This window comes from Thalassospira sp. Z349TD_5 (assembly GCF_056173045.1).
Window position 1 is genome coordinate 3,650,869 of sequence record NZ_CM149654.1, and the last position, 15,795, is coordinate 3,666,663.

The 15,795-nt window shown below is 52.9% G+C and carries 15 protein-coding genes; 11 read left to right on the plus strand and 4 right to left on the minus strand.

Translation table 11 applies throughout. The features are described from left to right. Positions 1–176 precede the first annotated feature (176 nt). On the minus strand, positions 177–1,349 hold the full coding sequence (locus tag AC0VXT_RS16830; RefSeq protein ID WP_475546343.1) for an acetyl-CoA C-acetyltransferase: 1,173 nt from the start codon (positions 1,347–1,349) through the stop codon (positions 177–179). A gap of 682 nt (positions 1,350–2,031) precedes the next feature. On the opposite strand from AC0VXT_RS16830, the gene AC0VXT_RS16835 reads away from it, so the two are divergent. From AC0VXT_RS16835 to AC0VXT_RS16850, 4 genes are all read left to right on the plus strand, one after another. After that, on the plus strand, positions 2,032–3,132 hold the full coding sequence (locus AC0VXT_RS16835; protein ID WP_475546344.1) for an EAL domain-containing response regulator: 1,101 nt from the start codon (positions 2,032–2,034) through the stop codon (positions 3,130–3,132). 126 nt (positions 3,133–3,258) lie between these two features. After that, positions 3,259–4,473, plus strand: a complete 1,215-nt coding sequence (locus tag AC0VXT_RS16840) for an HDOD domain-containing protein (RefSeq protein WP_475546345.1) — start codon at positions 3,259–3,261, stop codon at positions 4,471–4,473. Positions 4,474–4,500: 27 nt separating this feature from the next. Beyond that, entirely contained in the window at positions 4,501–5,679 is a 1,179-nt protein-coding gene (locus AC0VXT_RS16845) for an HD domain-containing phosphohydrolase (RefSeq protein ID WP_475546346.1), read from the plus strand. A gap of 33 nt (positions 5,680–5,712) precedes the next feature. Then, positions 5,713–7,134, plus strand: coding sequence for a two-component system sensor histidine kinase NtrB (locus tag AC0VXT_RS16850; protein ID WP_475546347.1), 1,422 nt, complete (start codon positions 5,713–5,715; stop codon positions 7,132–7,134). Positions 7,135–7,156: 22 nt separating this feature from the next. Here the strand turns inward: AC0VXT_RS16850 and AC0VXT_RS16855 are convergent, their stop codons facing one another. Then, the gene (locus AC0VXT_RS16855) at positions 7,157–7,618 is read right to left on the minus strand and encodes an Lrp/AsnC family transcriptional regulator (protein WP_475546348.1); all 462 of its coding nucleotides are present in this window, start codon (positions 7,616–7,618) and stop codon (positions 7,157–7,159) included. Positions 7,619–7,827: 209 nt separating this feature from the next. Between AC0VXT_RS16855 and AC0VXT_RS16860 the strand changes: the two genes are divergently transcribed. From AC0VXT_RS16860 to brnA, 3 genes are read left to right on the plus strand one after another with little or no spacing between them, the layout of a single operon-like run. Then, a complete protein-coding gene (locus tag AC0VXT_RS16860; protein ID WP_475546349.1) occupies positions 7,828–8,823 on the plus strand; it encodes a nucleoside recognition domain-containing protein in 996 nt (331 codons plus the stop codon). 52 nt (positions 8,824–8,875) lie between these two features. Continuing rightward, positions 8,876–9,139, plus strand: coding sequence for a BrnT family toxin (locus AC0VXT_RS16865; RefSeq protein WP_475546350.1), 264 nt, complete (start codon positions 8,876–8,878; stop codon positions 9,137–9,139). Next, the gene (gene brnA, locus AC0VXT_RS16870) at positions 9,126–9,341 is read left to right on the plus strand and encodes a type II toxin-antitoxin system BrnA family antitoxin (protein ID WP_475546351.1); all 216 of its coding nucleotides are present in this window, start codon (positions 9,126–9,128) and stop codon (positions 9,339–9,341) included. The genes AC0VXT_RS16865 and brnA overlap by 14 nt, the downstream gene beginning before the upstream one ends. Before the next feature lie 541 nt (positions 9,342–9,882). Here brnA and AC0VXT_RS16875 read toward each other — a convergent pair. Both AC0VXT_RS16875 and AC0VXT_RS16880 read right to left on the minus strand, forming a co-directional pair. Further along, positions 9,883–11,058, minus strand: coding sequence for an alpha/beta fold hydrolase (locus AC0VXT_RS16875; RefSeq protein WP_475546352.1), 1,176 nt, complete (start codon positions 11,056–11,058; stop codon positions 9,883–9,885). After that, positions 10,949–11,893, minus strand: a complete 945-nt coding sequence (locus tag AC0VXT_RS16880; RefSeq protein WP_475546353.1) for a hypothetical protein — start codon at positions 11,891–11,893, stop codon at positions 10,949–10,951. The genes AC0VXT_RS16875 and AC0VXT_RS16880 overlap by 110 nt, the downstream gene beginning before the upstream one ends. A 306-nt stretch (positions 11,894–12,199) precedes the next feature. On the opposite strand from AC0VXT_RS16880, the gene phaR reads away from it, so the two are divergent. The 4 genes from phaR to AC0VXT_RS16900 all read left to right on the plus strand — a co-directional run bounded on the left by phaR (position 12,200) and on the right by AC0VXT_RS16900 (position 15,749). Beyond that, a complete protein-coding gene (gene phaR / locus AC0VXT_RS16885; protein WP_022731163.1) occupies positions 12,200–12,829 on the plus strand; it encodes a polyhydroxyalkanoate synthesis repressor PhaR in 630 nt (209 codons plus the stop codon). A 400-nt stretch (positions 12,830–13,229) separates the two neighbouring features. Continuing rightward, entirely contained in the window at positions 13,230–13,586 is a 357-nt protein-coding gene (locus AC0VXT_RS16890; RefSeq protein ID WP_475546354.1) for a hypothetical protein, read from the plus strand. 167 nt (positions 13,587–13,753) lie between these two features. Next, entirely contained in the window at positions 13,754–14,149 is a 396-nt protein-coding gene (locus tag AC0VXT_RS16895; protein WP_022731161.1) for a helix-turn-helix domain-containing protein, read from the plus strand. 217 nt (positions 14,150–14,366) lie between these two features. Then, positions 14,367–15,749, plus strand: a complete 1,383-nt coding sequence (locus tag AC0VXT_RS16900; protein WP_475546355.1) for an NAD(P)/FAD-dependent oxidoreductase — start codon at positions 14,367–14,369, stop codon at positions 15,747–15,749. Positions 15,750–15,795 lie beyond the last annotated feature (46 nt).

The window sequence follows — 15,795 nt, forward strand, 5'->3', positions numbered from 1 at the left end:
CGGATCAATCGGATTTGCACGGGCTACTTTGTCGCAAAACCTTGCAAGATGTATATCTTCCTGTGGTTTTGCTTCGCGTATCCGCACAAATCTGATTGACCATTTCCATCAAATTAATAGGTCCTGACCCTAAGAGGACGCCCCGCGTGCTTAGAAATTCAGATGAAAATTGCGGCTTAGCGTTCGACGCAAAGCGCAACCCCCATACCACCACCAATGCAAAGTGTCGCGAGGCCTTTTTTCGCATCGCGTTTCTGCATTTCATGGAGCAGGGTGGTAAAGACGCGCGCACCCGAGGCACCGATCGGATGGCCAAGGGCAATCGCCCCGCCATTGACGTTGACCTTATCGGTATCCCAGCCCATGTCGCGGTTCACCGCGATGGCCTGTGCGGCAAAGGCTTCGTTGGCTTCGATCAGGTCAAGATCACTGGCCGACCAGCCAGCCTTTTCAAGTGCCTTTTTCGAGGCCGGGATCGGGCCCGTACCCATGATCGCCGGATCAACACCCGCCGTGGCCCAGCTTTTGATCGTCGCAAGCGGGGTCAGACCCCGTTTGGAGGCTTCGGCAGCCGACATGACAACCAAGGCAGCCGCCCCATCATTGATGCCCGATGCGTTCCCCGCCGTCACCGTGCCTTCTTTGTCAAAGGCCGGGCGCAGTTTGCCCATGCCCTCAACCGTGGCCCCGTGACGCGGATATTCGTCGGCATCAAACACGGTTTCGCCCTTACGGTGTGCAATGGTGACAGCGGCGATTTCATCAGCAAACCGACCAGATTTCTGGGCGGCTTCGGCCTTGTTTTGCGAGGCAACAGCAAAGGCATCCTGCTCTTCGCGTGAAATGCCCCATTTTTTGGCGATGTTTTCCGCCGTGTTGCCCATGTGGTAGCCATTAAAGGCACACCACAAACCATCCTTGATCATGGTGTCGATGAAGCTGACGTCGCCCATTTTGTGACCGGCACGCAGATACGCGACATGGCCCGAAAGCGACATGTTTTCCTGACCACCGGCAACGACGATGTTGGCATCCCCGGTCATGATTTGCTGGGCGGCAAGGGCGACGGTGCGCAAGCCCGACCCACAGACCTGATTGATCAGAAAGGCAGTTGCGCGGTCTGAAATACCCGCACCAATGGCGGCCTGACGTGCGGGGTTTTGCCCCTGCCCGCCGGTCAGAACCTGACCCAAAATGACTTCGTCAACCGCGTCGCCTTCGACACCGGCACGTTCAAGTGCCGCCTTGATCGCAATAGCGCCCAGATCATGGGCCGGGGTGTTGGTTAGCGTACCGCTAAATGCGCCAATTGGCGTTCTTGCGGCACCTACAATTACGACGTCGGTCATGAAACTCTCCGATATTTATCTTGATTACGTTTTCCCTGAGCCCCTCAGCGATGTCTTTTCCACATGCTGTTATGGCCCTTGAACGACTTTATCGCACCGCAACAAAAAACCAAGCATTGATACATACCACTTTTGGACAGTCGCGCATGCCGCGCCCTCAAAAGTAGAACCATCCCTTGGCGTTTTATCGATTATGGTTCTTTTTATCCTGTATGTAGAGTGTGTGCTTATTAGGGCTATATCGCAACCCCAGTTACGCCATTTAGATGTATTATCCTTGGGGACGCCGAAAGAAAATCGGGCGCGGCGACCAGAGCAACTTTCACATGATGCCGACAGTACACTTTGGGTCGCCCCAGCAACCAAAAGTGTTTAAGCTCATCTGGAACACGGCGACATTTCCGCGTGGAAACGTCGGGAAAATATGATGTCACATGCTTTCTTTTTTTCGATGAACCACTTACATACGAGACAGGCACTAAACCACTGGTAGATGCTCACAAAGCACCGCGCAGACAGATTTTGGCCGCATTATGAGTGCTAAGTTCAGGTGGTGTTGTTTCGTACGGGACTGACAGAGGTATTCAAAGAGCCGCCCAAATGACCCGCGGCGAACTGGAGAACATTTCTCATGGAAGAGCAGAATCATATTCTTCCACAGGAAACGAGCAATCTGACGGTGATGCTGGTCGATGATGAGGACGCGTTGCTGGCCTCTGCACGACGCATGCTGCACAAACAATGTATCTTGAAAACATACAATAATGCGGCGGCGGCACTCGACTTTCTCCGGCAGTCGCCGGGTCAAGTCGATGTGGTGGTTTCTGATTTAATGATGCCGCACATGGATGGTGTCGAGTTTTTGACAGAGGCCAGATCGGTTTCACCTGCCACGCCAAGGGTTCTTTTGTCTGGAAGCTTATCCGAAAGCGCCTTGCAGGGAGCGATCAATAAAGCCGGTATATCCCGGGTGATCGTCAAACCGGTTACCGCAAGCACGATCCTGAGCATTGTTTGGGACTTGGTATCGGCAGGCAATGATAACACCAAGCCAGCCAACCCGATGGTCCGGCGTATGCGTTCATCGCTTTCCACGGACCATAGCGTTTCATTTCAACCACGGGTCAATGCCAAAAACTTTAATGTTTCCGGTCTGGAAGCCCTAAGCCGTTTTCCCGAACTTCAAAAGACATTTACGGTCGAGGACATCATCACCGGCGCTGAAGATCATCCGGTTATTGGCGAACTTACGTTCCAAGTCATTGACTTCATTCACACCCACAAAGATGTGATTGCCAATACGTTTGGCAACGTCCCAATCGGCGTCAACATATCCCCGCATTCGGTTGCCGATAACAAATTCATGACGTCGCTTACAGCCTTTCTTGCCGAGCGGCCCACGCTGCCAAATCTGGAATTTGAGGTAACAGAACAAAGTAGCATGGCATTTACAGCCGCCTTTCAGGAAAATCTTCCAAAGTTGCGCGATGCTGGTTATCCCATTTTCCTCGACGATTTTGGCTCGGGAAATAACTCGATCGCTCTTTTGCGGCGCGGCCAGTTTTCGGGGCTGAAGCTTGACAAATCCCTGATCATGCGACTGGACGACGACAATCCGGTCGATAGCTCGTTTGTTGAGTGGGCGACCACGATATCGCACCAGATGAATATGACCGTCATTGCCGAAGGGGTCGAAACACTCGATACGGCGACATATCTACAAAACATTGGCGTAGACGAGCTGCAGGGTTTCTATTTTGGTCAGCCTGCATCGATCACATGACCAGAAGATTACAAAAGCACCTCTGTTTAAGAGGGTTCTGACGACTACAACGAAGGATAAGCGCCCTTAAGATCAGACAACAGTCAGGATTGTTTCAGACACAGCAAGACCAAAGGCAGCCATTTGATGAACGATATTCTTTTTGTCAACGATGACATGAATATTCTGAGCGGATTACGCCGCCGTGCACGTGGCCGACACCCTGAATGGAATATTTCTTTTGCAACGAGTGGTGCAGAAGCCTTGTCGCTGTGCGATCAAAAAACCTTCGATGTCGTTGTTTCGGACATGAGGATGCCCGGTATGGACGGTGCGGAGCTTCTGCATCAGCTTCAGGAAAACAGCCCCGACACCGCGCGTATTATTTTATCTGGCTATTCAGAAGACGAAGCAATCCTTCGAACAGTGGGTCCGGCCCAAAGATATCTTGCGAAACCTTGTGATGACGAGGTTTTGTTCGAGGCAATCGCACAAATGTTCAAGATGCGCACACTCCTTCTTAAACCCGATATCCGAAGCATTATTGGTGGCATAGATGCTTTGGCATCCCCACCCGATACCTATACCCGCCTTGTAAATGCGCTTGAGGACCCAAAAGCCGGGAATGACAAGGTAACAGCCATCGTTTCCTCAGATATCGCGTTAACTGCGGAAATATTGAAAGTGACAAACTCGGCCTATTTCGCGTTGCCGAGTAAAATCACTTCGATCTCGCACGCTGTTCGCATGATCGGCACTGATACGCTTAAGTCTCTGGCGATTTTTGTTGGCCTGTTCAAAAGTTTCGATGGCCCGCCGGTTGTAGTCCGCCGCATTAAAACCCTGTGTGAACGGTCACAGCAGATTGGTGTGTCAGCGGCCTTGATTGGCGAGCACGAAAAACTCAGCAAGGCCACATGCCAGTTACTCCCGAGCATCGGCATGATGAGCCATATCGGCAGCCTGATCCTTTATCTTTACTATCACGAGAGAATGGAAACGGTCATCGCACGCGTTGAACAGGAAGATATATCGATTGTTGATGCCGAAAGAGATGCGTTTGGTGCGGCTCATCCAGAAATTGGGGCGTATCTTCTGGGGATTTGGGGCTTCCCTGAAAAAGTGACGCAATCTGTTGCATATCACCACAACCCCGCCGATTTTGCACAGACTGAAATGACCGAGTTAACCGCACTTTATGCCGCCCAACACATCACGCGCGAGATCGGCGGGAGGGCGTCAGCACAGGAAAGCGAAGAGCAAAGCACGATTGACATGTCATATCTCGAACAGATCGGGAAAGCCGACAGCGTTGAAGCATGGCGCAAAATTGTTGCCACTGTCCTTGAGAGTTACACGTAATTTCCACTAAACGGGGAAGCTTCCTGAATGGCCGAGTATCATATTCTCTTCGTTGACGATGACTCTAACCTTCTCATGGCGCTTCGCCGTCAAATGCGCGGAAAATTTGAGATTTTGACCGCGGCAGGCGGAACCAGTGCGCTTAAAATGTTTGAGGAACATGACACAATCGCGGTCTGCGTTGCCGACATGCAAATGCCAAACATGAATGGCCTTGAGTTCCTTGAGAAAATCAAAAAAATAAGCCCTGACACCGTGCGTATCATGCTGACAGGAAATGCCGATCAGGCAACGGCGGTTGATGCCATAAACAAAGGTCATATTTTCCGGTTTTTCTCCAAACCGTATGAGACGGCCGATCTCGAAAGAGCGCTGTCTGATGGCTTGCGACAGCATCAACTGATTACCGCCGAAAAAACCCTCATACAGGAGACACTTGCCGGGAGTGTCAAGCTTCTGACAGATGTCATGGCACAGCTTAATCCCACGGTTTTCGGGCGGTCGATGAAAATGAAGGGCTGGTGTGACATCATCGCCAAAGAACTTGAATACCCACGCCCATGGGAACTTGGAATTGCGGCACTGCTTTGCCCGATCGGTATTGTGGCGTTGCCACCCGATATTCTAGCACGTCTGGCACTCGGCAAACCTCTTCAACCGCTTGAGAAAGACTTGTTAAGAAGAACCCCGGAGGTTGGGCATAAGCTGATTAGCAATATTCCACGTCTTGAGGCCGTCGCCGATATGGTCCTTTTGCAAAACCGCAACTTTGATGGCAGTGGCTTCCCGGAAAGCGGGCCTTCTGGTGAGAATATTCCACTCGGGGCGAGAATATTGCGTATTGCCAGAGACCTTGCCGATGTTGGAGACGGACCAGAGCCGACCGATATTGATTTCGAAGTGATTGGTGGCAAACCACATCGCTATGATCCCGTCCTATTTTCCAAAATTCGCACATTATTGGCCGTCATTGATGGCGAACAGGAGTTCCCCCCGGAAGGACTCGAAATGCGTGTCCGCATTGATAATCTGCGAGAGGGTGATCTTCTGATGACGGATCTTGAAACGATGGAAGATCATGTCGTCCTGACGCATGGAAATTTTATTTCCCAAGTACAGCTTGCGCGGATCAGGGTGTTTCAGAAAGCACATGACTTCCGTGAACCCGTTGAAGTCAAACGCGGGGTTCAAAGAAAGCGCACGTGATCTGTCTGAAGGGCGGCAAACTGGATCTATGTCATGAGTGAAAACCAAAACGAACAAGAAGACACAAAAATTCTTAGTTCCGATTCTGTAAGTGTGGAAACCAACGACCTTTTGCTATCCGTTAACGAAATAGATGGCGATGATGACGTTAAGAAGCAATTCCGCGCGCTTTTGGAAGAACAACAAAAACGACAGCAAGAAACGACACAGCGTCTTAAAACCATTCTTGATAGCGTGGTCGAAGGCATACTTGTTGTGAACAACGGTGGTGTTATTGAGGATTTCAATAAATCAGCCGCCGAAATCCTGCGTGCCGAAGACAACCAGCTGATTGGCAGCAGCATCGACATAATGTTCATCGACAAAAAAGCGACCATCCGGCACCGGCTGCTCAACAAATGCATCAGCATCCACAGCGGGACATTGAAATACGACTATACCGAAACGATGGCACAGCGGCGTGATGGCGACAGCTTTCCGATGGAAATCACCATAAGTCCAGCCAATCTCACGGGTGAGATGAACTATTTGTATATTTTCCGCGACATCACCCGCAGGAAACAAGCGGAAGAATCCCACAACAAACTTGAAGGCGAGCTGCGCGAAGCCTTAAAGCTTGAGGCGATAGGTCATCTGGCGGGCGGCATTGCGCATGAAATCAATACACCGAGCCAGTATATCCGCGACAACCTCAAGTTCCTGAATGACGGATATGGCGCGATTTCACGCATGCTGGGGCTTGCGCTGCAAGTCTTGTGGGAACATCGCAACGAGTTGTCCGATAACGCATTTTCGCGTTTCGCAAAACAGATGCGCGATGCCGATCTTGAATTCCTGCTTGATGAGATTCCCCACGCGACCCAACAATCCCTTGATGGGATCAATCAGGTGGCCAAGATTGTCTTGTCGATGAAAGAGTTTTCCCACCCAAGTGGGGCTGAAAAAACGGCAACGGATATCAACCGTGTGCTCCAGAACGTTTTGGTGATTTCCCGAAATGAATGGAAACACTATGCCAATCTGGTTGAAGACCTGGATCCTGAGCTTCCGCATATCCCGTCTCACGTCAATGAAATCAATCAGGTTTTCCTCAATCTGATTGTCAATGCTGCGCAGGCCATCAACAGCGCAGGCCGCTCACCTGACGACGGCCAAATTACGGTCAAAACAACATCCCTTGATGACAGCATTCTGATTAGCATTGCAGATAACGGTGCCGGAATTGCCCCGGAAAACCGGTCAAAAGTCTTCAACCCATTCTTTACCACAAAGGGCGTTGGCAAAGGCACAGGCCAAGGGCTTGCGATTACCCATGACATTGTCCAAACCCGCCATGGTGGACGCATCTGGTTTGAAACAGAGGTCAATAAAGGCACGACATTTCATGTTCTTTTGCCCGCAGAAGACCGAACCGGCTTACAAAACGGCGCCAAAAAGAACATACCGGCCCAATAAACCGTGAGGATACGCAGTGCTGCTAGAACGCAACGCCTTGGTCGTGTTTTAGGGTTTCTGTCACGATGTAGGTGCGATACCAGACGACATTTTCGTCCGCATCAAACAGCGTGTCACACAGGGCTGTGTATTCGGCCATGTCTTGCATGTGCAAAATCAGAACGCCGGTGACTTCGCCGGTTACCAGATAGCATTGCCGGACAGCAGCAAGTTCACGGGTTTTGCGGATGAAATCACGGCGGTATTGATTGCCGTGGCGGTGGAATTCAAGATTAATTATCGCCGTGAGCGGCCGTCCGACCAAGGCCGGGTCGACCACCGCAACGGTTTTCAGGATCACGCCGGTTTCGCGCAGCTTGGCGACGCGCCGCAAACAGGCCGATGGCGACAGGCCGATTTTCCCGGCCAGATCGGCATTGGGAGTATCGGCGTTTTCCTGCAACAAACGCAGGATTTTGGTATCGATCTGATCCAGCTCGGCCATTTAAACGCAACTCCAAAGCGCAAGATAATCCTATAACGCTGCCATATTGTTTGGATTTGCGCAAATTCGCCGTCACAGACGCATGCCGACATGGCATTATCCCGGTGTTGAAACGCCCTCGCCCACCGCGTAAAAACCAGATACACACCTTTCTGGTTGCCTTGTCACAGACCTTTTATCTTTCGCCCCAAACGATGAGCCTCCCCCAGATGACACGCACGATAACCCGCGCCATGCGACATTATTTTCCTGACCTGATCAACCGCAGCCAGAAGCTGTTTGTTACCTTGATGAAGGTGATGTTGCCGGTGATGGTGATTGTCCGCATTGCACAGGAATTTGGCGCGATTGATGTGGCGTCCGAAATGCTGACCCCGGTAATGTCCTTGATTGGTTTGCCGCCCGAGGCCGGTTTGATCTGGGCGACCTGTGCGCTGGTTAGCATGTATGGCGCGGTCGGGGCGTTTATCGGATTGGCCGGAACCCTTGATATGACGGCTGCACAGCTTAGCGCGCTGTGTGCGATGATGCTGTTTGCCCATGGGTTGCCGGTCGAACAGGCGATTGTCAAACGCGCCGGGGCCAGCCTGATTGCGACCACCGCCCTTCGTATCGGGGCGGCGATTGGCTATGGCGCGCTGGTGACATGGGTCAGCAATGCGACTGGCTGGCTGTCTGAACCAGTTGATTTTTCATGGATGGCCGGGGGTGATGTCACAGAGGCCGCGACCGGGCTTGCCGGTTGGGGTGAATGGCTTATTCAGACCGGAAAATCACTGATTGTCAGTTTTGGCGTGATTACCGGGCTTCTGGTGATTTTGGATGCCATGAAGGTCACTGGCCTGACCGATAAATTCACCCTTGCGATGTTGCCCATCCTGCGGGTGTCGGGCCTGTCGCGCGATGTTGCGCCGGTGACAACGATTGGGGTATTGCTGGGTCTGACCTTTGGCGGGGCGCTGATCATTGATGAGGCCCGCCGAAACAACTATCCGCCGCGTACGCTTTTCCTGTCGTTAAGCTGGCTGTCGCTGTCGCATTCGCTGATTGAGGATACCGCGATCATGCTGGCCCTTGGTGCAGATATCTGGGTTATTCTGGTCGGACGGGTGATCCTGACGCTGATTATTATTGCCCTTCTGGCGCGATTGACCCTGCGCTGGGACCGCAAACCCGATCAGCTGGTTGCGGAAAACCCTAGCTAGGCACTCAAGAGTCCATGCTTGAAAATGGATAATTAATATACCATATTTGACCATGGATTTTGAATATGACCCCGTTAAAAGCGCCTTGAACCTGTCAAAGCATGGTATTGACTTTGATCAGGCACAGGCCCTTTGGGACGATCCATGGGTGCTTGAGGCACCAGCCAAGACAGTTGATGAACCGCGCTTTCTGTTGATCGGCAAGATAGAAGACAAGCACTGGGCAGTTGTATGGACCCCGCGCGGCGAAGCGGTGCGGATCATTTCGGCCCGCCGCGCCCGGAAAGAGGAGATCGAATTTTATGAAAGCAACTGAATTCGACAAAAAGTTCGACGCAGACGAAGATATCAGCGATGCAATTGACTGGTCTCAGGCCCGCCGCCAGAACGATCAGCCCAAGCGGGTAAACGTCGATTTCCCGACATGGGTCGTCAACAGTCTGGACAAGCAAGCCCGCCATTTGGGCGTGACCCGGCAATCACTGATCAAGTTGTGGATTGCAGAAAAGCTTCAGTAGGCACCTGAAAACACGTCAAAAGTTACAAGGTATAAAATGCTAAAAAGGCTATCGTTGACAATATTTGGCGCTCTGATTGGCGCTTTTCTTGGTGCGGGAACGGGGATAGTAGGTGCTTTCGGTGGAGCCCCAGGGGTTATGCTGTTCGCTATACTCGGCGGCATTATTGGTTTCCTAGGAACCCCAGATATTTTGAAGCTCAGAGAACGTTTTAGCAAACCACGTATAAGGGATTAAGTCACTTGAACACGTTCATTATGTTGCTCGTCATGTCCCTCGACGTTGGGGGCATCGGCGGCCTTCTGTCCGGCATATTTGCACGATCATTCAAGCGCGCCATGCTTTGGGCTACAGGATTTGGCGTTTTAAACGTAGTTTTGTTACTCGTAATGTCCTCTACATCACGGTTTTCTCCAGTCTTTATTCTCATCGCTTTATTTTGGGCGTTGCTTGGCTGGTTCGCAGTTGGACGCTTTGTCGCCAGACGTCGTTTCAATTCACAGAACATCTGACCTCCAAAATACGCAAGTTTCCCCAAAGGTCAGGACCCAAGCCAATCGATCAGCGGCGTCCACATTGATTTTTCAGCCCGTGATCCGACCATCATGCCGATGTGCCCGGCGGAGGGGTGCAGTTCGGAGCGGATGTCTGCGGGCAATGCATCAAACAGTGCCTTGGCACTTTCGGGTGGAACAATCCGGTCGCTTTCAGGGATGACGGTCAGCGTTGGACAGCAGATGTCGGCCGGATTGATATCAATGCCGTCAATCTGCCACTGCCCGCTGGCCGGTTTGTTTTCGACATACCAGCCGATCAAACAATCAACCGCCACCCGGCGCGTCAGCGGCACCCCGTCATTGAGCCAATCTTCCAACCCGACGAAATCACGCGCCTTGGCAGATTTGGCGGGCATCTGTTCGAACCGGCGGAATTTTTCGCCAATCATGAACGGATCAAGGCTGGCAAACAGACTTTGCAACACATCAACCGGCAAGATGTCGTGAATGGCCAGCATATGGGGCAAGGAGGGTGCGAAGGCCGCGGCAATACGCGACTGCGCCGGACCGGCGGCCATGAAATCCCACGGGGTGGCCAAAAGGGCCAGTTTTTTGACCTGTGCCGGATCGAGCAAGGTTGCCGCCAAGGCCAAAACACCGCCCATGCAGTAGCCAATCATCGGTACCGGGCCACCATTCATATCGGCAACGTCTTGCAGGGCCATGACCAGACGCCCGGCGATATAATCATCGAGCCCGAAATTAACCTCATCCTCGCCGGGATATCCCCATTCGACCAAAAGCGGTCGATAGCCCGATTTGGCCAAGAAGCGCGCGAAGCTGCGTTTTTCATTCAGATCAAGAATATAGCCGCGATTAACCAAGGACGGCACGAGCAAGACAATCCCGTTGGGATGCTTGCTGTTTTTCGGGGCGGTGACGCCATAATCAAATATCTGCGTTGAGCCGTCTTCCCAGATCACCGGCACATCATCGGCATTACGCCGATAGTCATGACGTTGATAGGCGCGCACCCCGTCATGAAATGCCGCATGGCGGTCAAAGGCGACACGGTCGAGCGCCTGTGCCACATCATCAGGGTGATAGGCTTCAATCTCGGTCAGAAGGGTCTTTGCCTGTTCCCGAAGGTCGGCCTTCCAGGGCAGCAATTGTTTCTGAAAGATCGGTAATGCGGCGCGCGAGCTGAGCCAGCTCGTCATCTCGACTGCCATGTGCATCGGAAGCGGCCTTGGCCCTGCCCGTCTTTGATTTTCCCGTTTGGGTGGCAGTTTCTTTTGCCGTTGCGGGTTGATCATTTTTTCCCTGCCCCTTTGCCGGTGTTGTGCGGCCTGCTTTTGCGGTTGGTGCGGCGTCTGGTTCGTCTGGTGTCACATCATCCTGGCTGTCGGTGCCTGACGACGTCTTGGTCGTATTGCCTGTCGTGTCTTTTTCTGGCGTTTTCGGCCCTGCATCACCTGCCGTGTCCGGCGCGCCAGCCCCGGACATACCCGTCATATTGGGCGGAAATGGCATCCCCGGAAACGCGCCACCTGGAAATGGACCACCGGCAAAAGGCGGCATCGGAAGATCGCGCGCGGCTTTGGCCATTTGATCCATCATCGCCTGCAACGGGTTGTCCACCGGGATTCCCGCCATCGGGTTTGTCGCCATGCCGGGCATGGGCGCGCCTGACGTCCCGGGCTGCTGGCCCATTGCCATCTGACCGATCAGATTGCCCCATGCCTCAAACCCTTCGCCCATGCGCGAGGTATCGGCCCCAAGGGAGGCATAAAGACGCCCAATCGCACTGGCGGCCTGCGTGCCATCGACAGTTGTCGCGACCTGTTGACGCCATAGATCAAGAAAGCGCTGTGCCAACTGATCAAGGTGATCATCCCCATCAAGCTTTTGATCCGGTGATCCGGCAAGCTTTTGATCCGGTGCCGGGTCCGTGTTTGTGCCCGACCGTTGGTTGCGGGTCGCGGTGCTTGTCTGTTTGCTGGTGCCGGCACTTGCCTTCGTACTGGCGTCGGTACTGGTTGTCTTGTTTGACACCCTTGCCGCCTCCTGATGCTGTGTGGCAGATCTGCTTTACTATAGAAGGATGCGGCGCACGGGAAAATGAAATCCCTTGCTGTGGCGCAACAAACTGTATTCGGGGTTGTTTTTCGCAGTGCACTTCACGTTGAAGACTGGACACATTGAAAAAATCACGTCACTGTCACAGCTGCCTGAGCAAATGCAAAATTGAAAATGCTGCGCAACATCACGATGTGTGCATGCGCAAACCGGGGCAGAAACATGCCCCTAATGAAAATGCCAGGCAGATGTCCGGGAAACAGGGAAGCAGGAAACCTCGCCATGACCAACAAGAAATCAGACGATCAAGACCGCATCGTCATCAAGAAATATGCGAACCGCCGCCTCTATAACACGGCGACGAGTTCCTATGTCACGCTTGATCATCTGTCGCAGATGGTCAAGGAAAATACCGACTTTGTCGTTTACGATGCCAAAACGGGCGATGACATCACCCGCCCGGTCCTGACCCAGATCATTGTCGAAGAAGAAAACAAGGGGCAGAACCTTCTGCCGATCAGTTTCCTGCGGCAGTTGATCGGATTTTATGGCGACAGCCTTCAAGGGTTGGTTCCGACCTATCTTGAACAGTCGATGCAGGCCTTTGCCCATAATCAGGAACAGATGCGCGAATATATGCAAGGCACGATGCATGGCATTTTCCCGTTTGGCCAGTTAGACGAAATGAACAAGCAAAACATGGCCTTGTTCGAACAGACGATGAAAATGTTCTCGCCGTTTGCCAAAGATGGTGAAAACGGCCACTCCGGTGGTACGGGCGGCACTGGCGCGGCATCCCCGTCAGCCGCAGCAAGCGGCAAAGCAGATGCATCGCTTGATGATCTTAAAAGCCAGCTTGAAGCCATGCAGGCCCAGCTCAATACGCTGGCGAGCGGCAAGACCGACAAATAAGACCTTCACAGGTTACGACCCCAAATTCCAAAAGGCGGAGCGACGCGATAAGCGGCTCCGCCTTTTTTGTCTTTCCAGACAGCTCTATCGGATATGCCCCGCCCCAGTGTCACATCCCAATTATCAGGGTTGCCGGGAAAACAATGCCGTCCCCCACCGGCTGGCGGGTCATCACGGCCATCTGATCTTTGCGCCATATCCGGCGAATGTCCGGTGTACCCCGACTCGCGCAGGCGTACCTCGACACGGCATCAATCCTGCATAAACTTTTTATTAACTCTTTCGAACCGCCCGACAGTGCTGTCAGGCGGCAATTTTTGCCGGGTGCATCACCCAAACATACCAAAAGCACGGAGTCTGCGCACAAACAGTCAATTTTAGTCAAATAACATCAGAAAACATGACAGCCATTACACCGATTTCCATGCTCCCGGCCCGCAGGACGGATTCTGCGAGCAGCGGAACGGATGGTCCTGCCGGGATCGGAACAGTTTCAACTGCGCGTATTTCGCCTGTACGGGAAATTGCGCAGAACGGTGGCGCATGGCTGCAACCCCATGATCTTGTGGGCAGCGCAGCATTCTGGACCCAGCTTTTAGGGCAGCTCTTACCTCAGGAAAACCTTTTACAACCGCCGGTCATTCAGGAAATGCATGTCAGCTATGCACAGCATTCCACACCTTACAGCATAGAAACCCACGACTTTTTTTCACCTTCTGCACTAGACAAAGACAGCTCAATTGACCTATATAGCTAGCTTCTGGCGGATTGCTGTAACGATTACCTGACCAATGTTCAGATACATTTCAACATATCGCAGGTCAAAAATGGTCCTGTGACAAGTTGTTAATTGGGCAAAAACAAATAAGCCCAACAGCGTCCAAAGTGGGGTTAAATAACTGGCGGTTGATAACGGATTATATCATGACTGAGATTATCTCAAAAGAAGAACCAAAACGCGCAAACCGCGCAACTGACACTGACCGTTATGTTGGTCAGCGTATTCGCGAACGTCGCATCATGCTGGGTTTCTCCCAGCAGCAGATGGCTGACCTTATCGGCGTTACCTACCAGCAGGCACATAAGTATGAGCGCGGTATCAACCGTATCTCTGCTGGTCGTCTTTATGAAATCTCCCAGGTCCTGGGTGTTCCTGTCAGCTATTTCTACGAAGGCCTCGACGGCAATCAGGCTTCCGAGCTTAATGCACGTCAGCGCATGTGCCTTGAACTGGCCCGTAACTTTGCCAGCATCAAGCATGAAAAGCATCAGGAAGCTCTGAGCCAGATGGCCCGTGCTCTTGCTGATCAGGCTGCGTAAATCCGATTTCCGGATTTAGCGCCACCGAAAAAAAGGCTGCCCTCCATCATAGGGGCAGCTTTTTTTGTGCCTTGTGAATTATGCATGTCTCTGTGAAGCTTAGGGTTCGGACTTACACATACCTTCAAGCACATACCTTCAAGGCCCCCATTCCAGTAAAGCACATGAGCCTGTCGGCAATGCCAAGACGGCGGCAACTGATGAAGACAAAGATGACATGACCCGTAACGGTGATATTTCTTTCTGGCACACGGATATGGGGGGACTGCCGCCCTATCGTCCTGCCTTGCCAGGCGACCGCACTGTAGATGTTTGCATCATCGGGGCCGGTTACACCGGTCTGTGGACGGCGTGGTACTTGAAAAAAGCAGCCCCCGATCTGTCAATCGCTATCGTCGAGCGCGATTTCGCGGGCTTCGGTGCGTCAGGCAGAAATGGCGGCTGGCTGACCGGTGCGTTTTACTGGAACCGGGATCGGTATGCCAAGTCGGGCTCGCGCGAAGGCGTGATAGCGCTTGAGCGGGCCTTACGCGGCACCGTGGATGAAATCATTCGAGTCACAGAATCCGAAGGCATCGACGCTGATATTCACCGCACAGACGAGCTTATCGCGGCCTGCACTTCGGCACAGATGGCCCGGTTGCGCGACGACTACGCGACCGCGATGGACTGGGAGGTACCACAGGAACGTATGCACCTGATCGGCGCCAGTGACATGACCGACCGGATCCGAGTTCAAAACGCCGTTGGGGCGGTTGTTTTGCATGGCGTGGCGCGGGTCCAACCGGCCAAGCTGGTGCGCGGGTTAGCACAGATCGTGGAACGGGCGGGCGTTTCCATTTATGAACAGACAACAGTGACGGGGATGTCCAAAGGGCAGGTCACGACGGATCGCGGCACCATCCGCGCCGAAAAAATTATTCGTGCGACAGAAGGCTATACCGCCAGCCTGCCGGGACAGGGCCGCGATATGCTGGCAATGAACAGCTCCATCGTCGTGACGGAACCTTTGCCTGATCTGATCTGGGACCAGATCGGCTGGCAGGGCGGTGAGTTGCTGGGAGATGCGGTGCACGGCTATTGCTATGCGCAGCGTACAGCAGGCAATCGGATTGCGATGGGTGGTAGAGGCGTGCCTTATCGGTTTGGCAACGGAATTGATGATCGCGGACAAACCCAGCAAAAAACCATCGCGATGTTACAGGCGATCATACATCGCTTGTTACCGCAGGTGGCAGACATAAAGCTGGATCATGCGTGGTGCGGGGTGTTGGGCGTGCCGCGTGACTGGTGTGCACGTGTCGATTATGACCCGACCTCAGGCATCGGTGCCGCGGGCGGATATGTCGGTCTGGGGGTGTCCACGTCAAACTTGGCCGGCCAGACGCTTGCCGATCTGGTGCTGGAGCGCGCCACAGAACTGACCAAACTGCCTTGGGTAAACCGGCCTAAACGCACATGGGAACCAGAACCCCTGCGGTGGTTGGGCGTACATGGCATGTATCATCTTTATCACATGGCCGACGGTCATGAAGCCCAGCGCGATACGCCACAGACCTCACGTCTGGCGCGCATCGCCAACTATTTGTCAGGGCGATGAACAAAGAGAATAACGATGATTGACCTATCTACATTTTTTACCTTGG